We start from the raw sequence: 25,212 nt of genomic DNA, 5'->3' as shown, positions 1-25,212 counted from the left end.
GTCGGGATCCTCCGGCGACCCCAACACCTCGTGCTGCCAGATCGCGAAATCAGCGAACTGCACTGCAAGCGGTTCAAACTCGGGATCGTTGCCGGCTGCGCGCGCTGCATACGCTGTCACCACGTCGGTGACCAACGGTCGGAAGGAACCGCCATCCATCGCGATGTGCTGGCTGATCACGGCAAGCATGTGTTCGTTCTCGCTGACCGGCCACAGCACGACACGCAGGGGCAGCTCGGATGTCAGATCGAAGCCCCTGCCGACCGATGCCAGGATCTCATCCTGCGACGCCACAACTGTCCAAGGCAATTTCGAACGAATCTCCTCGAGCGAATGCACCTGCTGGTACGGCTCGCCGTCGAGGTCCGGGAACGTTGTCCGCAAGATCTCCTGCCGTGCGACGACATCCAAGATCGCCGCACGCATCGCTGCTACATCCAGGCGACCGGACAACCGCAACACGATCGGAATGTTGTAGGTCGCATTCGACGGATCCAACCGATTCAAGAACCACAGTCGCTGCTGCGCGAACGACAGCGGCACCCGCTCCGGACGCGGGCTGACCGCGGTGATCGGCGCCAGGGCCGACCCGGCAACGTCTGCTGTGGCCACCAACTCCCGCACGCTCGGGGCGTCGAACAGATCCCGTACCGATAAATCCGCGTTCAGTACCTCGCCGGCACGCGCGATCACCCGCATCGCCGACAGCGAGTTCCCGCCCATATCGAAGAACGACTCGGTGACACCGACCCGCTCGACACCCAGAATCTCGGCAAACACCGCAGCCACAGCCTCCTCGGCTGCACCCTCCGGTGCCACATACTCCGCTTCCAGCGAACCGAACTCCGGTGCCGGCAACGCCTTCCGATCGATCTTGCCCGCCGTATTGAGCACGAACTCGTCGATCACCATCCACACCGACGGCACCATGTAGGTCGGCAACGCCTGCCCCGCGGCGGCCTTCACCACATCGACATCAACCGATTCACCCGGTCCGGCAGACACATAGCCAACCAGGTGCTCGCCACCACCAGGCCCGGCGACCACGGTCGCCGCCGCATGCACCACCCCCGGCGCAGCCGCGAGCACCGACTCGATCTCACCGAGCTCGATCCGCTGACCACGCAACTTCACCTGGAAATCGGTACGACCCAAATACTCGATCCCGCCACCAGAAAGCCGCCGCACCAGATCACCCGTCCGATACAAACGCGCACCCGGAGCGCCGTGGGGATCAGCGATGAACCGCTCCGCCGTCAAGTCCGCACGCGCCGCGTATCCACGCGCCAGCTGCACACCACCCACATACAACTCGCCCGGCACACCCACCGGAACCCGACGCAACCGCGAATCCAACACCACCGCCAACGAATTCCACACCGGCACACCAATCGGCACCGTCACGTCATCAGACGAGACCCGCTCGATTTTCTCGAACGTGATCTCCACCGCCGCCTCGGTCGGTCCATACAAGTTGTAGAACAAAGCCTCCGGCCAAATCGTGCGCACCTGCGCCGCGATCGCCGGCGGCAACGCCTCACCCGTGGTCGACACAATCCGAACCGAATCCAGCGCCGCCATCTGCTGCGCGCCAACAATGTCGAGGAACACTGACAACATCGACGGCACGAAATGCACCATTGTCGCCCGCGTCCGCGCGATCTCACCAGCCACATACACCGGATCGAGATGCCCACGATCAGCGAGCACCACCAACCGCGCACCCACCATCAACGGCGCGAACAACTCCGGCACCGAACAATCAAACGTGTACGGCGTCTTCTGCACCACCACATCCGAAGCATCGATCGGCAACTCATCCAAACCCCACCACAACCGGTTCAACACCGCCTCATGCGGCAACGTCACACCCTTCGGCCGACCCGTCGACCCCGACGTGAACAACGTGTACACCGCCGAATCACCATGCAGCACGCCACGCTCAGCCACCGAAATCGGCGGCGTCGCCACATCCACCTCACCCGAGCAATCCACACCCACCACGGGCACGCCCACCGCACCGGCAGCCTCGACCACCCCGGCAACGTCGTCGCCCACCCCGCCGGTTGAGCCCACCCCGCCGGTTGAGCCCTCCCCGCTGGTTGAGCCCTCCCCGCTGGTTGAGCCTGTCGAAACCACCAGCACCCGAACATCGGCGGTCTCGAGCATGTACCGCGCACGATCGGCCGGCGCCTGCGTATCGATCGGCACGTACTGCCCACCCGCGGCAACCACCGCATGCACGGCGACCATCATCTCCACCGACCGCGGAACACATACCGCCACAGCCACATCCGGTCCCACACCCATGTCGATCAACTCACGGCCCAGCACCGCCACCCGAGCAGCGAACTCGGCGTAGGACACCACCCGATCTCCACACACCAACGCCGGTGCGTCCGGCGTCCGCTGAACCTGCGCCGCCACCACGTCACCCACCGACACAAACCCCGGCAAGCTCCGCGCCGCACCCCACTCACGCGCAGCCTCGGCGACAACCTCGGCCTCGGACAACACCGACACATCACCCACAACGACCGACGGATCGGCCGTCGTCTCATCCAAGACGCGGACCAGTCGTTTGGCGAACGCCGAAACCGTGTCCGCTTCGAAAAGGTCGGTGGCGTAGACAATCGACCCGCGCCACGGTCCGCCGTCACTCGAGTTCACCGTGATGTAGAGATCCAACTGCGCCGGGACAACATCGGATTCGACGCCCTCGAAGCGCAGGCCGGCAGCCGAGACATCCACGCCCCGCGCCGACGCACCCGGATTCAGCGACAGAAGTACCTGGGTCAACGGTGCAAACGCCTCGGACCGCACCGGATCGACCGCATCGACCACCGCCTCGAACGGCGCATCCGAATGCGCGAATGCCTCCAGATCGGTAGCCCGCACCTGCTCGACGAGTTCGGCGAAACTCAGGTGGGGTTCGACAGCTGCCCGCAGGACCAGCGTGTTGACGAACATGCCGACGAGTCCCTCAAGCACTTCCTGTCCGCGCCCGGCGATCGGCGTGGCGATCGCGATGTCGGGCACCGCTGACAACTGCGCCAGAACCGTGGCAAGCGCAGCCTGGATGATCATGAACGGCGTCGCATTCAGATCCGCAGCCATACCGCCGATTCTCTCGGCCACATCTGTCGGGATATCGAAGGTGACTTCACGCCCATCGTGGCTGGCCACCGCGGGCCGCGGCCGATCTGCCGGCAACTCCACCACATCTGGCAGACCGGCCAATTGCTCACGCCAGTACGCGAGCTGCTTGCCCACCAGGGACTCAGGGTCATTCGGTGATCCCAGCACCTGGTGCTGCCAGATCGCGAAGTCCGCGAACTGCACCTGTAACTCGGCGAAGGCCGGAGCTTCACCGGAAACCCTTGCCGCGTAGGCGGTCAACAGGTCCGAGAGCAGCGGCAGCTGCGATTCGCCGTCGGTCGCGATGTGGTGGGTGACCAGTGCTACCACATGTTCGGTCGGTGATTCCGCATACACGCGTGCTCGGATCGGCCACTGCTCGACCAGATCGAATCCGGCCAACACCGTCGATTCGATCTCGGCGGGAGAATCGACCACTCTCCAGTCCAGACGGTCCGCGACGGCTTCGGCAGGATCGATCAACTGGAACGGAGTCCCACTCGCCATCGGAAAACGAGTGCGCAACACATCCTGGCGAACCACCACATCAACCAACGCCGCCCTGAACGCCGCCACATCCAGCGCACCATGCACCCGAAGAACGGCCGGGATGTTGTACACCGGCGACCCAGGCTCCAGCCGGTTGATGAACCACATCCGTTGCTGCGCAAAGGAAAGTGGGATCGAGTCCGGCCGCGGGTCCACGGGCACGATCGGGGCCAGCGCCTTACCCCTCGACTCGGTCAACGCTGCCAGCTGCCGAACAGTCGGAGCAGCGAACAGGTCCCGAACGGAGATGTCGGTGTCCAGGGCCTGCCCGACCCGAGCGATCACCCGCATCGCCGACAGCGAGTTACCGCCGAGGTCGAAGAACGACTCGATGACACCGACCTGGTCAACGCCGAGTACCTCGGCGAATACTTCGGCCACGGCCTGTTCCGCGGCACCTTCCGGTGCCGCATACGCTGCTTGCAGTGACCCGAATTCCGGTGCCGGGAGTGCCTTTCGATCGATCTTTCCGGCGTTGTTCAATGCGATCTTCGCGACCGGCATCCAGACGCCCGGAATCATGTACGTCGGCAACTCCGCCTCCGCCACCGCCTTGACCGCCTCGATGTCGACGGTCTGCGGTGCCAGATAGCCGACGAGGTGCTCACTGCCCCCGGGGCCGCCGACCACCGCCGCCGCGGCATGGACGACCCCCGGCACCGACGCCAGCACCGACTCGATCTCACCGAGTTCGATGCGCTGCCCTCGCAGCTTCACCTGGAAGTCAGTACGCCCCAGATACTCGAGCCGTCCGGCGGAGTTCCAGCGCACCAGATCACCTGTTCGGTACAAGCGTGTCCCAGGTATACCGAACGGATCGGCCACGAATCGCTCAGCTGTGAGTCCCGTCCGCGACGCGTAACCGCGTGCGGACTGCACGCCGCCGAGATAGAGCTCGCCGGCTACTCCGACCGGAACCGGGTGCAGGCGGGCGTCAAGGACCACCGCGGTGGTGTTGGGCATCGGCGCACCGATCGGCACGATCTCCAGCGGCCCGGCCAGCGCCGCCGACTCGGTGTAGACCGCACACTCGGTAGGACCAAACAGGTTGGTCACCGATATCCCCGGCACCCGCTCGACGAGCCTGCCGTAAACCGCCGGCGGCAGGGCTTCACCGCCGCAGAAGACACGCTCGACAGCAGCGAAAGCAGCGGCATCCGGCACCGCGTCGAGGAATACCGACAGCAACGACGGCACGAACTGCACCACCGATACGCGCTCGGCTGCCATCAGGTCGGCCAGATACAGCGGATCACGATGACCTTCGGGTTCGGCGATCACCGTGCACCGGCCGGTCGTCGGACCCCAGAACAACTCCAGCACCGAAGCGTCGAAGGTGTAGGGGGTCTTGAACACCATCCGACCATCTCTATCGTCCGGGTTGAGACCGTCGAACCAGTCCAGGAAGTTACCCACGGCCGCGTGCGAGACCGTCACACCCTTCGGCCGGCCGGTCGACCCCGATGTGAACAACGTGTACGCCGCGTTCTCCGGCCGTAGCAGTGCCGATCGCTCCGATGCCCGGATCGGCGACACGTCCGGATCGGCTTCCCCCGAACAATCGACTTCTAGGAGCCGCACCCGATCTCGCACCGCGCCGAGCGCTTCCGGCACCGAGCCGCCTGCAATCAGCACCCGCTGAACCCCTGCGGTACGCACCATGTAGTCCGCACGCTCGGCAGGCGTATAGGTATCGATCGGCACGTACTGTCCGCCGGCGGCAAGCACTGCTTGAATCGCCACCAACATCTCAACCGAACGTTCGAGACACAAGCCCACCGGCACGTCGGGCCCGACACCGGCAGCGATCAGCTCCCGAGCCAGAACCGCGACCCGAGCACCGAATTCCGCGTATCCGACACTGCGGTCGCCGAATACCAGCGCCGTGGCCTCCGGTCGCAGGGCCACCTGGTCTGCAAAGCGGTCGGTGAGCGTCTGCGAAGCTCCCACGTAGTCGATCCTCGCGCCGGCGCCGAGCGTGATCAATTCCGCAGACTCGCCGCCACCCATCCATGGAACGTCGCCCACCGCGGCATCCGGGTCCGTGGTCAGCACGTCCAACAACGCCACATACCGGTCGGCGAACCGCTGCAACGTATCCCGGTCGAAGAGGTCCGCCGCGCCCGTGACCTCACCGATCCACGCGCCGTCGACACCGTTGGTTGAAAGAGTAAGATCCAAATCGAGCTGAGCCGGTCGCTCGATGCCCTCGACCGGGGCTATCTGCAGACCTGCGACCTCCAGTTTCACAGACGCTGCCTGCACACCCGGATCGAACGAGAAAATGACCTGAGTCAGCGGCGAAAACGCCTCACTTCGCACCGGATCGACCGCTTCGACCAGTGCCTCGAACGGAATATCAGCGTTCGTCAGCGCCTCCAGATCGTGTGCGCGTACCCGATCGAGCAATCCTGCGAACGATTCCGCCGGATCGACCTCTGTCCGCAGCACCAGAGTGTTGGCGAACATACCGACCAGGTCGTCGAGCACTTCCTGACCGCGTCCGGCCACCGGCGTGCCGACGACGATGTCACCGGTACCCGACAACCGTGCCAACAGGACTGCGAAGGCGGCGTGGGAAACCATGAACGACGTCGCCCCATGTTCACCGGCGAGCCCGACGACCCGCTCGGCCACCGAACTAGGCACGGTGAATCCGGCCTGCACGCCACGATGGCTCGCCACCGCGGGCCGCGGCCGATCCGCCGGTAGCTCCAACACCTCCGGCACGCCGGCCAACCGGTCTCGCCAGAAACTCAACTGCCGCCCGAGCACCGACTCCGGGTCATCCGGCGACCCGAGCACCCGATGCTGCCAGATGGCGAAATCCGAGAACTGCGCCCGCAACGGAGCAAACTCCGGGAGTTCTCCGGCTACGCGTGCCGCATACGCGGTCGCCAAGTCCTTGACCAACGGCAGCAGCGACTCACCATCGGACGCGATGTGATGCGTCACCACAGCCAGCACGAACTCGCGCTCGCCGACCGGCCACAGCCGCACCCGCAAGGGCAAATCGGTGCTCACATCGAAGCCCGTCCCGACTGCGGACTCGATCTCCTCCAGAGAATCGACAACGCGCCAATCCAGGTTCGCCTCGACGTCACCGATCGTGGAGACCTGCTGGAACGGTATGCCGTCGACCGCCGGGAACACCGTGCGCAGCACCTCGTGCCGCGTGGCGACATCGACCACCGCTGCCCGCAACGCCCCCACATCCATAGCCCCGGTCAACTGCAACACCACCGGAATGTTGTACACCGGCGACCCAGGATCAAACCGATTGATAAACCACATGCGTTGCTGAGCAAAAGACAACGGGATGCGTTCCGGCCGCGGATCGACCGCGGTGATCGGCGCCAACGCCGCACCATGGGTAGCGGCCACCGCCACCAACTGCCGCACCGACGGAGCCTCGAACAGATCCCTGATCGCTACCGCGACACCCAACGCATCCGACAGTCGCGCCGCCACGCGCATCGCCGACAAGGAGTTACCACCCAGATCGAAGAACGACTCGGTCACCGACACCGACTCGACACCCAGGATCTCGGCGAACACCGCCGCCACCAACTCCTCACGCTCACCGACCGGCGCCACAAACTCGGTCTGCACGCCACCGAAATCAGGTTCGGGCAGAGCACGGCGATCGATCTTGCCCGCGCTGTTGAGCGCCAGATCCTCTAGCACCATCCACACCGAGGGCACCATGTAGCCGGGCAGCGCCTGCGCCACCGCAGACCGCACCACCTCGACGTCCACCGACGCCGGCGACACGAACGCCACCAGATGATCGCCACCGGCCGGCGCCGTGGCCACCGACACCGCCGCCTTCACCACCCCCGGCGCACCCGCCAGCACCGCCTCGATCTCACCCAACTCGATCCGCTGACCACGCAACTTCACCTGGAAGTCCGTGCGCCCCAGATACTCGATCTCACCACCGGTGTTCCACCGCACCAGATCACCCGTGCGATACAGGCGCGTCCCCGGCGCACCGAACGGATCGGCCACGAACCGCTCCGCCGTCAGCCCCGGCTGCCCGGCATAACCGCGCGCCAGCTGCACCCCACCCAGATACAACTCACCCGGCACCCCCACCGGCACCGGACGCAACCGGGCATCCAACACCAGCATCGAGGTGTTCCACACCGGCGCACCGATGCTCACCACCTCCGGCGCATCCGACACATCCGCCCACGAGACGTCCACCGCGGCCTCGGTCGGACCGAACAGGTTGTGAATGCCCACCCGCTCGGGCAACACCGCCCGAGCCTTGGCCACCACCGCAGGCGCCAGCGCCTCACCCGAGGCGAACAACCACGTCAGACTGTCCAGACCCGCCAGCCGCTGCGGATCGACCACATCCAGGAACACCGACAACATCGACGGCACGAAATGCACCGACGTCGCCGCCGACTCCTCCAACAAACCCACCAGATACTCAGGATCCGTATGCCCACCTGGCCGCGCAATCACCATCGACGCACCCGCCATCACCGGCGCGAACAACTCCACCACCGACACATCGAAGGTGTAGGGCGTCTTCAACGTCACCCGATGACCTGTCGTCCAGACGAACACATCCAGACTCCACCGCAACCGGTTGACCACAGCCCGGTGGGACACCGTCACACCCTTCGGGCGGCCCGTCGACCCCGACGTGAACAAGGTGTACAGAGCGTGATCGGCACGCAACGGCGCCAACCGATCAGCGTCGGTCACCGCCGGCGCAGAAAGATCCACAGCGCCCCGCGCATCAACCTCCACGACAACGACGGCGGCACCACGCCCGACGAGCTCATCAAGCCACGCCGGACGCTGCCCGGCCGCCACGAGAACCGCACGCACACCCGCGGTCTCGCTCATGTACCGGGCACGATCAGCCGGCGCTTCGGTGTCAATCGGCACATACTGCCCACCCGCAGCGACCACCGCATGGATCGCCACCACCATCTCCACGCTGCGGTCGATGCACACCCCCACCGCGACATCCGGGCCCACACCAGCCCCGATCAACACCCGCGCCAACATGGTCACCCGCGCACCGAACTCGCCGTACGACACACCACGACCCTCGAACCACAACGCCTGCGCCTGCGGAGTGCGCGCCACCTGGGCAGCCACCAACTCCGGCACCGTCACGTCTGGTACGTCGCCCTGCGGACCGGACGACCATTCGATCACGGCCGCAATGTCGACGGCGGCGCCCACCGGTAGTTCGGCCAACGTACGCTCCGGCGCCTCCCCGATCGCGGTCAGCAGTTGCTGCACGGCACCGGCAAAGACCCGGACCTGCTCAATGGTGAAAGCCGACGGCAGGAACTTCAGCCGCACGGTCAGACCGTCACCGGCGGGCATGGTCAGCATGTTCAGCGGATAATGCGTCGCATCGGTCATCTGTGCATCGATGATCGACAGACCCCCCGCGACCTGCGTGTCAGCACTGGCCAGCGAGTTCGCATCCACCGGATAGGACTCATGCACCGTGAGCGTGTCAAAGCCGATCGACGCGTCGGCGACCGCGGCTATCGCCGGCAGGTTCAGATGGTGGTGGTCTAGCACCGCGATCTTGTCAGCCTGCAATCGCTCGAGAACCTGCACAACGGTCGCTGCGGGGTCCGCATCCACCACCACCGGCAGCGTGTTGATGAACAGACCGACCATCGACTCCACACCAGCCAGATCGGCCGGCCGACCCGACACCGTCTCACCAAAGGTGACCACCTGATTGCCGGTCAGACGCGACAACAGGACACCCCACGCCACCTGTAGCACCGTGGCCAATGTGGCGCCGTGCTCCCGTGCAACCGACTCCAGGCGAGCGACCACCTCGGCGTCGACCGCCACATCGATGTCCCGCGGAATCGACTGCTCACCGGACACGATTCGGCCCGGCGCCACCAAGGTGGGTCCCTCGACGGGCTCGAGAAGTGCCCGCCACGCCCGTAGACCAGCCTCATCGTCACGGCCGGCGATCAGCCGCAGATAATCACCGAAATCACCGGCAACACCACCAGAAACCTGCCCGGTGTACGTGGCGCCGGTGGCATACACCGCAAGCACATCAGCCAACACCAACGGCCCCGACCAACCATCAAGAATCAGATGATGATTCGTCGCGATCAAACTCGCCGTCTGCCCATGACGCACCAATACAAACCGCAACAACGGCGGCGCATCCAGATCGAACGGCAACAACTTCTGCGCCTCAGCGATTTCCGCCACCCGCACCGCGACCTCATCGACATCGAGGTCACCAAGATCGATCACCGACCACGGCAACTCCACCCGATCGGCGACCACTGCCACGATCGCCCCACTGCTCGTGGTCACAAACCCCGACCGCAACACCCGATGCTCCTCGAGCACACGCTGCCCCGCAGCCCGCAACCGGTCAGCATCAAACCCGCCGGCCAGCGTCAAAACCGCTTGCGCCACATACACATCCACCGCTGCGTCGAACTCCGACGCCAACGACGACTGGAAGAACAGACCCGCCTGCAACGGCGACAGCGGCCACACGTCGACGCCAGGGTACTTCTCGGCGATGACGTCTAGATCGGCCTGAGTCAGCTCCGCACCCTGCACATCCGACGGCGACAAGCCAACCGGCACCTCGGATTCGACAACCGCCGCGATCGCCGAGAGCTCAGCCGACCACAACCGGCCGAGTTCACTCAGATCCTCGGGCGACAACACGTACTCCGGGGCCATCAGCGAAGCGACCAGGTGTCGTCGACCGTCGATCTGCTGTACGCCGATGTTAATCGTCAGCGCCGCCTGCGCGGTCATGGCACCTGCAGGCGAAGTGTCGAACGCCGGTCCGGCGACCGCGGTGAACGCCGGGCTGTCGGCGTTCGTGTCGCCCGCAGTCGCGGCGCCCAGGTAGTTGAACAGGATGGATGGGAGCGGACGCTGTGCCAACTCGGTGTCCGCGGCGTACCGCAGCCAACCGAAGCCGAGTCCGAAGTCGGGCTGCGACAGCCGCTCCTCCTTGGCAGCTTTCACCGCATGCACCACATCCACACCCGGATCCAGGCTCATCGGGGCTATGGACGTGAACCAGCCGACCGACCGGGAGAGATCGGCACGGACCGCGGACTCACCGGCGGCGAGCACGTCCTCGTAGCGACCGTGGCCTTCCAGCAGCACCGAGACCGGTGACGAGTCGGCGATCCCGTGAGACTGCTGCCAGCCGCGTACCGCGCGGGCCAGACCCGCGAGCAGAGCATCGTTGACGTTGCCGGAGAAGACCTCTGGCACGGCGGCGAGCAGGGTATCGGTGACATCTGCGGCGAATCGGTGCGCGATGGTCTGGGAGGTGTGCTGCCGATCCCGGCCACGATCGATGGCGGTACCGAAATCTGTGGGCTGCAACGGAAGTCGCTGCAGCCAATGTCCGATCTCGTCGGTGCGCACCGAAAGCCGTTCAGCGAGTTCGCCGAACCAGGTGCGGGCCGAGGTGCTGTTCTCGCGCAACTGATACGGCTGTCCCGCCGTTCGTTGCGCCCAGGCGGTGACCAGGTCCTCGATGATGGCACGCCACGAGACCGCGTCGACACCGATGTGGTGGATCACCATCAGGATGCGCTGTGCGCCTGCGGCATCGCGAACCAACACGGCGCGAACGAGCCGGCCGGTCGCCGGGTCCAGTCGCGCGGCAGCTTGAGCGTGGGCGGCAATCAGGTCTGCGTCGAAGCCCTCTGTACCGACCGTCGCGGTCGTGGACAGTTCGGTGACCGCGGCGATCTCGTCGAAGTCGCCGCCGGCGACCAGTTGCCAGCCGTTCGGCGTCTCGGTGAGTACGGCGGTGAGCATCGGATGATGCCGGACGACGACACCGAGAATCTCACTCAGTGCGCCTGGGGTCAGGTCGGCCGGCGCAGCCAGGACCAGAACCTGCGAGTAGTCGGCGAAATCCGCTGGTGAGTCCGAGAACTCGAGCATCCACGAGATCACCGGTGGCAGCACCGCTTCTCCCGTACCGCCGCCGGGAAGCTCGGCGAGGTCCGGCAGCGCGGTCCCCTCGCTCTTCATGGCCGCGGCCATCGCCCGGACGGTCTTGTGCTCGAAGATCTGTCGTGGGGTCAACGGATGACCGGCCGCGCGCATCGCGGACGCCAGCTGGATGGACATGATCGAGTCACCGCCGAGCGCGAAGAACGACTCGGTGACGCCGACCCGCTCGACGCCGAGCAGACCTGCGACCACGGTGGCCAGTTGCTGCTCGAGCGTCGACGCCGGAGCAACGTACTCGGTGTCGAGGACTCCGAAGTCCGGCGTCGGCAGGGCGCGCCGGTCGATTTTACCAGCGCTGCCCAGTGCCAGCTCGTCGACTGTCATCCACAGCGACGGCACCATGTAGGACGGCAGCGCTTCCTCCGCCACCGCCTTGACCGCCGCCACATCCACCGACGCCGGGGTGAGGAACGCGACCAGATGATCCGCCCCGCCGGGGGTCTGCACGACCGTGGTGGCCGCCATGACCACACCCGGCGCACCCGCCAGCACCGCCTCGATCTCACCCAACTCGATCCGCTGACCACGCAACTTCACCTGGAAGTCCGTGCGCCCCAGATACTCGATCTCACCTCCGGTGTTCCACCGCACCAGATCACCCGTGCGATACAGGCGCGTCCCCGGCGCACCGAACGGATCGGCCACGAACCGCTCCGCCGTCAGCCCCGGCTGCCCGGCATAACCGCGCGCCAGCTGCACCCCACCCAGATACAACTCACCCGGCACCCCCACCGGCACCGGACGCAACCGGGCATCCAACACCAGCATCGAGGTGTTCCACACCGGCGCACCGATGCTCACCACCTCCGGCGCATCCGACACATCCGCCCACGAGACGTCCACCGCGGCCTCGGTCGGACCGAACAGGTTGTGAATGCCCACCCGCTCGGGCAACACCGCCCGAGCCTTGGCCACCACCGCAGGCGCCAGCGCCTCACCCGAGGCGAACAACCACGTCAGACTGTCCAGACCCGCCAGCCGCTGCGGATCGACCACATCCAGGAACACCGACAACATCGACGGCACGAAATGCACCGACGTCGCCGCCGACTCCTCCAACAAACCCACCAGATACTCAGGATCCGTATGCCCACCTGGCCGCGCAATCACCATCGACGCACCCGCCATCACCGGCGCGAACAACTCCACCACCGACACATCGAAGGTGTAGGGCGTCTTCAACGTCACCCGATGACCTGTCGTCCAGACGAACACATCCAGACTCCACCGCAACCGGTTGACCACAGCCCGGTGGGACACCGTCACACCCTTCGGGCGGCCCGTCGACCCCGACGTGAACAAGGTGTACAGAGCGTGATCGGCACGCAACGGCGCCAACCGATCAGCGTCGGTCACCGCCGGCGCAGAAAGATCCACAGCGCCCCGCGCATCAACCTCCACGACAACGACGGCGGCACCACGCCCGACGAGCTCATCAAGCCACGCCGGACGCTGCCCGGCCGCCACGAGAACCGCACGCACACCCGCGGTCTCGCTCATGTACCGGGCACGATCAGCCGGCGCTTCGGTGTCAATCGGCACATACTGCCCACCCGCAGCGACCACCGCATGGATCGCCACCACCATCTCCACGCTGCGGTCGATCGCGACGCCGACCGCCACATCCGGGCCCACCCCCGCTCCGATCAACTCCCGCGCACACACATTCACCCGCGCACCGAACTCTCGGTACGACACACTGCGGCCCTCGAACCACAACGCCTCCGCCCCCGGAGTTGCTGCCACCTGCGCCGCAACCGCATCCGCCATCGTCTCCGCAGGCACCGCGTGCACCGGACCCGACGACGCCGACAGCAAGGTCAGTCGCTCCTCCTCAGAGCCCAGCACCGCATCCGCCACCGGCCGCGACGGCACCGATGTCAGGTCCTCCAGCAGCCCGACGAACCGCGCCATCATCACCGACACCGACGACGCATCGAACAGATCCGTGGCGAACACGGCCGTCCCGGCCCAGTCGCCCTCGGTACCGGACCGGATGATGACCGACAGATCCAGCTGCGCCGGCACCACCGGCGGATCGAGCAACTCGAAGCCGACACCGGCCACCGAGACCTCGAGGTTCTCCGCAGAACCCGCCGGATCAAACGACAACATCACCTGGGCAAGCGGCGAAAACGCCTCGCTGCGGACAGGATCCAGCGCCTCGACCACCGACTCGAAGGGCACATCGGCATGCGCGAACGCGTCCAGATCGACAGTGCGAACCTCGTCGAGCAATTCGTTGAACGAAGCGCCACCGTCCACCCGGGCCCGCAGCACCAGTGTGTTGACGAACATGCCGACCAGATGGTCCAAGGCCGATTGTCCACGCCCCGCGATCGGCGTCGCCACCGCGATGTCGTCGGTCGCGCTCAATCGCGACAGCAGCACCGCCAGCGCGGCGTGTACCACCATGAACGCCGTGGTCCCGCTGCCCCTGGCCAACTCACCGATGCGCTCGCCCACCTCGGCCGGAATCGTGAACGCCACCTGGTCACCACGATGTGAGGCGGTCTTCGGTCGCGGACGATCCGCCGGCAACTCCAGAACGTCGGGAAGGCCGGCCAGCTCCTCGCGCCAGTACACGATCTGCTTGCCGATCACCGAGTTCGAGTCGTCGGGAGAACCGAGGACCTCGTGCTGCCACAGTGCGTAGTCGGCGAACTGCACTGCGAGCGGGGCGAAATCGGGCTGCGAGCCGGCGACGCGTGCCTGATAGGCGGTCACGATGTCGCCGACCAGCGGTGCCATCGACTCGCCGTCGGCGGCGATGTGGTGGACCACCAAGGCGAACACGGCGGAGCCGTCGTCCTCGGTGAGCAGGCGGGCTCGCACCGGCCAGTCCCGTGCGACGTCGAAGCCGGTGGCGACGGCTGCCACCACGTCCTCGCGGGACGACACGACCTGCCAGTCCAGTCGTTCACGCACGTCGTCCGCCGGGGACACCTGCTGCACGGGTGCGCCATCGCGGCTCGGGAAGACGGTGCGCAGCACCTCGTGACGGATCACGGCATCGACCACCGCTGCCCGCAGCGCCTCGACGTTCAGGTCTCCGGTCAGCCGCAGTACCGCCGGGAGGTTGTAGGTTGCCTCGCTCGGATCGAACTGGTTGATGAACCACATCCGGGCCTGCGCAAACGACAGCGGCACGGTCGCCGGCCGCGGATCGACCTTGACGATCGGCGGGAGCCCGGCCTCGACGTGGCCGGCCCGCTCGGCGAAGGCACGGACCGTCGGCGCTTCAAAGAGGTCCCGGAGGTTGAGTTCGACGCCGAGTTCGTCGCAGGCCCGCCCGACGATCCGCGCTGCCAGCAGCGAGTTGCCGCCGACGTCGAACACCGACTCCACCACGCTGATCTCGTCGAGGCCGAGCACCTCGGCGAAGGCTCGGGCGATGACCTCTTCGGTCGGCGTCGCGGGCGCGACGAACTCGGCCTGGGCGGTGATGACCGGCTGCGGCAGGGCTTTGCGATCGAGCTTGCCGTTGACGTTCAGCGGCAACTGCTCGAGGGTCATGATGATGTCGGGCACCATGTAGTCGGGGACCTTGGTCGCGGCAGTTCGCCGGATCTCGGCGGGGTCGAGTTCGCTGCCGTCGGCGTTCGCGCCGACGACGTATCCCACCAGCTGGTCGGGGAAGCCCGGGCGGGACTTGATGGCCGCGGCGGCCGCGTTCACCCCGTCCGCGGCCAGCAGCCCGGCTTCCACCTCGCCGAGCTCGATGCGGTAGCCGCGCAGTTTCACCTGATCGTCGGCGCGGCCGAGAAATTCCAGGCTGCCGTTACGGAAGATCGCGACGTCGCCGGACTGGTACATCCGCTCGCCGGGACCGCCGTACGGATCGGCGACAAAACGGGTGGCGTTCAGTTCGAATCGGCCGGCATAACCGCGGGCCAGCTGGTCGCCGGCCAGATAGAGATCACCCGGCACGCCGTCCGGGGACTTGGCGAGCCGCGAGTCGAGGACGTACATCCGAGAACCGGGAAGCGCAGCGCCGACGTCGCTGGCGGTGGTCGCCACGACGAAGTCCAGGGTCAGCACCCGCCGGGTCATGTACACCGTCGCCTCGGTGGGCCCGTACATGTTGTTCAGTTCCGGACCGTCGTTGCCGTCGTAGCGCCGACGGTCGGCGAACCAGCGGCGCACCTGCTCGAAGTCGAGGGCTTCGCCGACGAAGATCATCGAACGGACCGACTGCGGCATGGTGCCCGGCGCCGGCTCGCGAACTGCACCGGCGAGCTGGTAGAACGCTGACGGAGTCAGATTAACGATGGTCACCGATTCCTCGGCGAGCACCTCGACGAAGCGGTCCGGCGTTCGGGTGGTGAGGTAGTCGAGCACCACCAGACGGCCACCGAACGCGAAGGCCACCCAGATCTCGCCGACCGATACGTCGAAGGCGTACGACTGGAACATCGTCCAGACGTCGTCGGGCGAGTAGTCGTACTCCTGGCCCATCGCCGACAGCAGCGTCACCACATCGTCGTGGGTCACCACCACGCCCTTGGGCTTTCCCGTCGACCCCGAGGTGTACATGACGTAGGCGGGGTGCGAGCCGCGCACGCGCTGCGGGATCGCCTCGTGACTCCGTGCGGTGGCCCGGGCGGTCACCGTGTCGATGGTGGCCAGTTCGACGTCCAGATCGGCCCACGCTGCGACGGTCTGCGAATCGGTGAGCGCGAGCACGGGATGCGCATCGTCGACGATGGCGGCAAGTCGGTCGAGCGGATGCGACTGGTCCAGCGGCAGGTAGGCGGCGCCGGATTTGACCACGCCCAGCAGCGCGACGATCAGGTCCGCGTCGCGTGGGAGGGCGACGCCCACCAGTTCCTCGGGACCTGCGCCGGCGGCGATCAGGCCCGCAGCGAGAGCATCCGACCGCGCGTCGAGCTCGGCGTAGGTGAGCTGGGTTCCGGCCATGTCGGTCAGCGCGATCCGGTCGCCGAACCGGGAGGCGATCGACCGGAAGATGCCCGGGAGCGAACCCAGATCGGTGCTGCCGACGAGCGCGAATGCCGCCTTCCGCACCTGGTCCAGTGCGTCCTTGGTGGCCTCGGCGATCTCTTCGGGCGCCCGTCCGGCGGCAACGGCCGGGGTGACCGCGGCACTGACGGCGACATCAGGATCGAGGCCCTGTGCGGCGAAGACACCTGCGGTCGCTGCCACCTGTGTGTTCAGTGTGGTGAAGGTGACCGGCCCGGCCACCCCATCGAAGGCGGTGACGTCTGGTCCGGCGACGGCGGCGAACGCGATCAGATCCGCTGTGGCCGGTGACGCCCCCCACGTCCGAGAGAAGCTTGCCGCCAGCACAGTGAGATCAGACACCAGTATCCTGCTCCGTCAAATCGGTGATGTTGCGGTGGGTAGAAGTAGAAATTGCCTCGGTCGCGTTGCTCCGGATCGTCTCCAGCGCCACGCCGAGCCCACCCGGACCATCGGTGGCCAGAGACGGGACAAGACTCATCAGCGCGGTCACCAGCGCCGAGTCGGCATCCGGCAGCGCTGCCGCCATCGCCGTCGTCATCGCGGCCAGCGCGGCGAAGGTGACCTCCGAGCCTACTCCGGACAGGGCCGGGGCCTCCGGCGCCCGATCCGCGGCTTGGGCGACCAGTTCCGGAAGCGGAGCCGCCGGCTCCTCGGTGGCTTCCGGACCGGACGACAACTCGTCGCCGGTCGCGATCGAGATGTCGCCGACCACGATCGACGGATCGTCTGCGATCTGCTCCAGGATCCGCAGGTATCGCTGCGCGTACTTCTCGACGGTGGATTCGTCGAAGAGGTCCGTGGCGTACAGCAACTCCCCGCGCATCGGTCCGGGCGCCTGGCCCTGACCGAGATCGGCGGGATCGTCGGGGAACAGCGTGAGCTGCAGATCGACCTTGGCCGCGGTCAGCTCCTCGTGCACCGGCGAGACGGTGAGCTCGCCGAGGGACACCGACGGGAACTCGATGTTCTGGAACCAGAACATCGCCTGGAAGACCGGGCTGATCGCCGACGTGCGGGCGATGTCCAGCGCGGTGGTCACCTCGTCGAAGGAGACGTCGGTGTTGGCCAGATCGGCCAGATCGTCGGCTCGCACTCGCGCCAGCAGAGCCGCGAATTCCTCCCCGGGATCGACGGTGGTCCGCAACGCGAGGGTGTTGACGAACATGCCGATCACGTCATCGAGGGCAGCATCGCTGCGGCCGACGTACGGTGTGCCGACGACGACGTCGGTACTCCCGGACAGCCGGGCCAGCATCAGGGCATAGGCGGCCTGAGTCACCATGAACAGCGTCGCGTTGAACCGAGCGGCAACCGACTCCAGACCCGCGACCAGTTCGGCCGGAATCTCGAAGGGCACCGTGGCACCGTCGAAACTCGGCGTGGGCGGCCGTGGGCGGTCAGCCGGGAGGTTCAGCGACTCCGGTGCCCCGGCCAGGCGCCGGCGCCAGTAGGCCAGCTGGCTGTCCCGTTCGGTGATGCCGGCGGCGTCTGCCGCGGCCAGACGTTCGGCCTGCCACAGTGCGAAGTCCGCGTACTGAACTCGCAGTGGCACCCAGGTCGGCTCGTGGCCCGCGGTCCGTGCACCATAGGCGAGCATGAGATCACGCGCCAGCGGCACCATCGACACACCGTCGGCACTGATGTGGTGGATGACCAACACGACGACGTGCTCGTCGGCCGCGACATGCAGCAGGGCCAACCGGACCGGCGGGGCGATGGTGACATCGAAGCCGCGACCGGTGACTGCGGCGATCGCCGGTTCCAGCGCGCCGTGGACCGTCACCTCTTCGAGCGTGACCTGCCGGACGACCGAGTCGACGGTGCCGATGAATTGTGTTGGCTCACCGTTGATCATCGGATAGCTCGTCCGCAACGACTCGTGGCGTGCGAGGACGTCGGCGACCGAGGCCCGCAGGGCCGACACGTCGAGGGCGCCTCTTAGGCGCAGCGCCAGCGCGATGTTGTAGACCGGAGAGTCCGGGTCGGCCCGGTTGAGCAGCCACATGCCGCGCTGGACACCGGAGACCGGGACAGCCTCGGCGCGGACGTGTGGTCCGAGCGGAACCGCTGGCCGGCCGCCGATGAGTTCGACCGAACGTTCGGCCAGTGCGGCCACGGTCGGGGCGTCAAACAGCGCGGCCACCGGGACATCGGCGTCGAGTGCGACGCTCAGTCGCGAAGCGACCTTGGTCGCGGAGAGGGAGTTGCCACCGAGCGCGAAGAAGTCGTCGTTGACGCTGACCCGTTCCAGGCCGATCACCTGCCCGAAGATGTCGGCGATCACCGATTCGAGCTGGGTCCGGGGCGCCTCGTAGTCAGCACCCGAGGCAAAGTCGATGAGCGGCAGCTTCTTACGGTCGATCTTGCCGACCGGGGTCCACTCGAATTCCTCCACTATCTGTACGGCGCGCGGAACCAGGAAGGCCGGCAGCCGGTCAGCGACATAATCGGTGAGTTCACCGGACGTCACCTCACTACCCGGGACGAGCGTCACGTACGCTGCCAGAACCGTGTCTCCTGCGGGTCCCGGAATGCCCAGGGCGATCGCATGGGTGACCGCAGGGTGATCCATCAGTGCCGCTTCGAGCTCGCCCGGCTCGATCCGCTGGCCACGGATCTTGAGCTGGAAGTCCTGACGACCGTGGTAGTCGAACCGACCGTCGGGTCGCTGGGTGGCGCGGTCGCCGGTGCGATACATCCGGGTTCCCGGGGCAAACGGGCTCGCGACGAAGTTCGCAGCCGTCAGGTCCGGGCGGTCCAGGTAGCCCAGGCCCACCTGCTCACCGAGCAGATACAGCTCCCCGGTGACGCCGGTCGGGACCGGCCGCAGCCCACCGTCGAGGAGGACCACCCCGATTCCCTTGTCGACGGCGCCGATGGTCACGTCGTCACCGACGCGGAACGGCCCGTCCCAGGTGACCCAGACCGCGGCCTCTGTCGGGCCGTAACCGTTGTTGATCTTTCGGTCACCCAACCTGGCCCACCGGTGGACAACCTCTGGCGAGAGTCGCTCGCCGCCGCACAGAAGCCATTTCAGAGTCGGCACGTTGACCGGTTCCAGGGTTGCCGCCGCAGCGGGGGTGAGCACCGCATGGCTCACCTGATGTTCGGAGACAAAGGCTTCCAGTGCAGCCCCGGCGAAGGTGTCGAAGTCGGCGACGGCGATCTTCGAGCCCGCCAGCCAGGCCGGCACCAGCTCGCATATCGCCGCATCGAAACTCGGTGCACCCACGTGCAGCATGCACGAGGTCTCGGTCAGTTCGAGATTGCGTGCCGTGTTCACCGCAAGGTTGGCGGCGGCCCGATTGCTGACCACCGCACCCTTCGGTTTTCCGGTCGAGCCGGACGTGAACAGGATGTAGGCGGCGTTGTCCGGACGGACCGGCCGCACCAACTCGGCATCGGTCACCGTGCGGCCGCTGTGCCCGGCCAGCTGCAGTTCATCGGTCTCGGAGTCGAGGACGATCCAGTCCACCCCGGCCGGCCGATCCGGCACCTCCGTGGAGGTGAGCCCCAGCGCCGCACGCGCGTCGGTGATCAGCCCGCTTCGGCGGTCGGCCGGGTGTCGTGGATCGACCATCACGAACGCGGCTCCGGCCTTGGCCACCGCCGCCATGGCCACCACCGACTGATGCGACCGCGGGATACTCACTGCGACGACGTCGCCGGCGCCGATACCGCGTGAGATGAGTTCGCGGGCCAGCTGATTGGTGCGCGAGGCGAACAGACGATATGTGAGCGTGCCATTCCCGACGATCGCCGGGCTCAGCGGAGCCGCCTTCGCGGCGCCGGTCTCAATCAGTGCGCGCAACGTTCCGGGGGTCTCCTGCGCGACGATCGGTTCCGACAGTGCCCGGACGGTTGCCTCATCGAGCAGGTCGATGCGGCCGAGCGGCGCATCCGGCCTTGAGACCAGCGCCTCGAGCACGGTGCCCAATTGGTCGCTCAGGGTCTCGATCCGGGAGGGATCGAAAAGGTCAGTGGCATAGCAGAGTTCGATCGTCATACCGCCGGAGGTGTGAGTCCGATCGGTCACCGCGACTTCGAGATCAAACTTTGCGATGCCCGGCCGGGCGTCGAGCAACGCGCCGCCGTGCCCCTCGATGCTCGCTGCCGAGGCGGTGTCCCGCTGCATGGTGAAACTCACCTGGAACAGCGGACTGTGGCTACGGGAACGTTGCGGTGCAACGGCTTCGACCACATGCTCGAACGGCACATGCGCGTGTTGCATCGCGCGGGTCCGGGTCCGGTGCGCGGCGATGATCGCGTCGATGGCCGTCGCCGCCGGCGTCACCGCAGTTCGTAGGACCACGGTGTTGACGAACATGCCGATCATGTCGGCGGTGGCCGGTTCATCCCGACAGGCGATCGCAGTTCCGATGGCGACATCGTCGACGTCGGCCAGGCGCCCGAGCACCGTTGCCAATGCCGTGTGCAGGACGGTGAACGGCGTGACCCCCAGCCGGGCCGCCAGACGGTGGATCTCGCCTGCGAGGTTCTCCGACAGCTCGGTGTCCACATATGCACCACGACCCGACGGTGTCCTGGGCCGCGCCCGATCGGCGGGCAACTCCAAGGTCTCGGCCAGCCCGGACAATTCCCTACGCCAGTAGTCGAGTTCGGAGCTCAGTTGCGACTCCGGATCGTCGGCTGCACCGAGAACCTCTCGCTGCCACAGCGTGTAGTCGGCGAATTGGACCGGCAAGGGGGACCAGTCGGGTTCGAACCCGTTGTGTCGCGCGGTGTAGGCGGTCAGGAGGTCGGTGACCAGCGGCCGCAGCGAAGCGCCGTCGCCTGCGATGTGGTGCAGGACCACCACGAGCACGTGGGAGCCAACGGAACGCAAGAGCGTTGCCCGGAAAGGGATCTGCGTGATCAGGTCGAACCCGGCTGACGCCTTGGAGGCGACCGCTGACGCGAGTTCATCCGCTGCCACCTCGTGCACCGGCAACGCGAACTGGTCCGCAACCTGCGGTAGCGCCGAGACTTCCTGGATCGGTTCACCTTCGACCGCAGGGAACCTTGTCCGAAGGACCTCGTGCCGGCCGAGAAGATCGAGCACCGCCGATCGCAACGCCGGAAGGTCGACGTCGTCTCCGAGTCGCACGGCGGCGGGCATGTTGTACGCGGCCGAGGCAGGATCGAGGCGGTTGATGAACCACAGTCTGGTCTGAGCGTAGGCGACCGGCATCGGTGACGGCCGCGTCATCGGACGCAACGGGATTCGTTCGTGAGCCGCTGGCGAATTTGCTACCCGCGCTGCGAGTTCCGCGATGTCGGCGCTCTCGAAGACATCCGCGAGTTGCACGTCGCGCCCACTCTCCCTGCGCAGCCGAGACGCGAGCCGGGCTGCGGTCAGCGAGTCAGCGCCTAGCGCAAAGATATTGTGCCGCAGTCCGATAGGGCCGTCGTCCAGCAGGTCGGCGACCACCTGCACCAATTGCTTCTGCGCGTCTGTTACCGGTGGCACGTACTCGACATCCGCGACCGAGGAGTACTCGGGAGCGGGAAGAGCTGCGCGATCGAGCTTTCCCGACGAGTTGGTGGGAAAAACGTCCAGCACCACCAGCGCGGCCGGAATCATGTAACGCGGAAGATTCCGCGCGCACCAATGGAGCAGGCGGTCGGTGAGTTCTGCCGCGTCGGCACCGGTGGCGGAGGACCGTACATAGCCGACGATCGCGGGAGAGCCGGTGTCGCTCCGCACCAGTACCGCGACGGTGTCCACGCTGCCCTCGGACAACAGCACCGATTCGATCTCGCCCAGTTCGACCCGCTGCCCGCGGATCTTGACCTGGAAGTCGGTGCGCCCAATGTACTCGATGTCGCCGTCGGCGTTCCACCGCACCAGATCCCCGGTACGGTACATCCGAACGCCGCTTCCGAACGGGTCGGCAACGAACCTCTCGGCGGTCAACGCCTCCCGCCCGACGTACCCGTCGGCAAGTTGCGCGCCACCAAGATAGAGTTCGCCCGCGACGCCAATCGGGACCCGACGCAGGCGATCGTCAAGGATGTACGTCTGGGTGTTCGGCACCGGCCGACCGATCGGAACCACCGTTTCGCCGCCGCGCACCGAGTACTCGGTCACATCGACCGCCGCCTCGGTCGGTCCGTAGAGATTGACCAACTGGGCATCGGAGGCCCTGACCACGCGCTCGGCCAACCGGGCGGGAAGCCCTTCGCCGGAAGCGAATACGCGTCTCACGCTTGGTGGTAGCAGCGGCGTTCCCCGCGGTGTGGCGTCTACGTACACCTCTAGCATCGACGGGACGAAATGCATCGTAGTCACGCCGCGGTGAGCGATCAGCCTGCGCAGATAGTCGGGATCACGGTGGCCATCCGCCTGGGCGATCACCATGCGCGAGCCGACCTGGAGCGGCCAGAACAACTCCCAGACCGAGACGTCGAAGGTGAACGGGGTCTTGTACAGAACCGCGTCCGCGTCGCCGATCGGATAGTTGACCTGCATCCAGGCCAGACGATTCGCGACGGCCGAGACCGGAACGTCGACGCCCTTGGGTACACCGGTTGAACCCGACGTAAAGATCACATAAGCGCTGTGTCCACGGCTGATGGGCGGTGCCGCGGGTGTCTCGGGGTCACCCGCCGACGCGGTGAAACCGATGGACACCAGATACTCGGCGTCGATGACCAGGCGCGGCTGCGCGGTCGACAGGACCGCCTGGCGTCTGACCGCCGGCGCACCCGGATCCAGCGGCACGTAGGCAGCCCCGAGCGAGACGACCGCGTAGATGGCGACGACTTGCTCGATGCTCCGGTCGAGTTGCACGGCCACACGATCGTCGGGCGACACCCCTCGGGCCGCCAGGTCCCGCGCGACACAACGTCTCAGGGCGTCGAACTGCCCGTAAGTCCACTCTCTGGTGTCGTCTGCCACCGCGATCCGGTCGGGATGCGCCGCCACCTGATCGAGGTATGCGTCCAGCAATCCCAGGTCGGTCGTCCCTGCGACCACAGGTCCGTCTTCGAACGCCGCCAGCTGGTCGGCTTCTCCGGCCACCAGCAGATTCAGGTCGGGAATCGCCGTGTCGAGACGGCTGATGAACTCGTCGACAAAATCCAGGAAGCGCCGATGGTGCGACTCGATCTCCGCCTGCGTGTACAGGTTCGGGTTACCGTGAAGGTCCACGACCAACGGCGCGCCGGGACCCGATTGGTAGAGGTTGACCAGCAGGTCTTCCAGCATGCCCGAGGTCAGGATTCGGTACTCGATGTCGGCACCGTCGATGACGATGGGCTCATCGAAGAAGACCATGTTGATCCGAGGTCCGAACCCATAGCTGCTGCCATCGAGCCCTGCGTCCCGCTTGATGTCCTCGGAGCGGTAGCGCTGATGTCGGAGTGCGCCGGTGAGCTCCAACTGCGTCGCGGCGATCAACTCACGCACCGTCACGTCGAAGACGTCACGCAACCGGATGGGCAGGATGTTCGAGACCATCCCGCCGGATCGTTTGACGGCCGCGGTGGATCGGCCGGTGACCGGAAGACTCAGCACGACGTCGTCGGCGCCTGTCATCCGGGCAAGGAAGGCCCCGAACGCCGCTGAGAGCAGAACCGCCATCGAAGAATCGCAGTCGCGCGCGGTGGCGACGAGCCGCTGCTGAAGCCCCGGGTCGAGCTGAGTGCTGACGACGATGTTGTCCAGGACAACCGGGGCATTGGCCGAACTGTGCGAGAGAGTGACCCGCTCGGGGAGGTCGCGCACCCGCGTCAGCCAGTGTTCCCGGTCCTTCAGCCGGCGGGTACTGGTCTGGTAGGCGTCCTCGTACGCGACGATCTCGGCCATTGTCATCGGCGGCTTGTCCACCGGCTCCGCACCCCGACGCAGGGCGTTGTAGCGGTCGACAGTGCGACGCATGACCGACAGAGCTGCATAGCCGTCGAGGATGATGTGGTGACAGCGGTTGTACCAGAGCGTACGGTCGGCGGCGACACGCAACAGCGAGATCACGATGAACTGATCGTTGAGGAGGTCGACGGGCCGTCGGTAATCCGCCTGCATCCAGGCTATCGCGGCCGCTTCCGGATCGGGCTCTCCGCGGAAGTCGAGGACGTCCATGTGCTGGTCATACGCGAGATCGACGTACTGCATCGGCACGCCATCGACCTCGACCAATCGCACGAAGGGCGACTCGACGCTTCTGCCGACCTCTTCGCAGCAGTTCACGAAGAGGTCGATGTCGAACCCTTCGGGCTCGTGCCGGATCACGACGTACTGGGCGATGTTCACCGAGTAGTGGTGAGAGAGTGTTTCCGCGAACCACATCCCCCGTTGGGCGGGTGTCAAGGGCAGTAGCTCACGCAAACTCGTCGATTCCTCGGGCTGCTCCGCCCCAACCATTGCTTCCAATCTCTCCTCGGCTCGCCGAAGTCGCGCCATCGTCGGCACCGACTCGCGGTCTGTCACCGCGGTCGGCCGAGAGGCACCCGATCACTCCCAGTGGCTAGATGTGCGCCGATGTTGTCCGGAGCCACGCCCCGATCACGGTTGTGCGA

The 25,212-nt window shown here is 66.4% G+C and carries 2 protein-coding genes; both read right to left on the bottom strand.

All coding sequences use genetic code 11. The annotated features are described in order from the left end of the window. On the bottom strand, positions 1-16,734 hold a 16,734-nt coding region (locus tag MKW15_RS19050), incomplete at its 3' end, for an amino acid adenylation domain-containing protein (protein ID WP_462476168.1). A 289-nt stretch (positions 16,735-17,023) separates the two neighbouring features. After that, positions 17,024-25,057 carry a non-ribosomal peptide synthetase gene (locus MKW15_RS19045; protein WP_240860882.1) on the bottom strand — a complete coding sequence of 2,678 codons (8,034 nt, stop codon included), beginning with the start codon at positions 25,055-25,057 and terminating at the stop codon, positions 17,024-17,026. Between the last annotated feature and the right edge of the window lie 155 nt (positions 25,058-25,212).

The organism is Gordonia gummivorans (assembly GCF_022513585.1).
Taxonomy (GTDB): Bacteria; Actinomycetota; Actinomycetes; order Mycobacteriales; family Mycobacteriaceae; genus Gordonia.
Note: the sequence above shows the minus strand (reverse complement) of the source record. Positions and strands in the feature narration are given on the sequence as shown.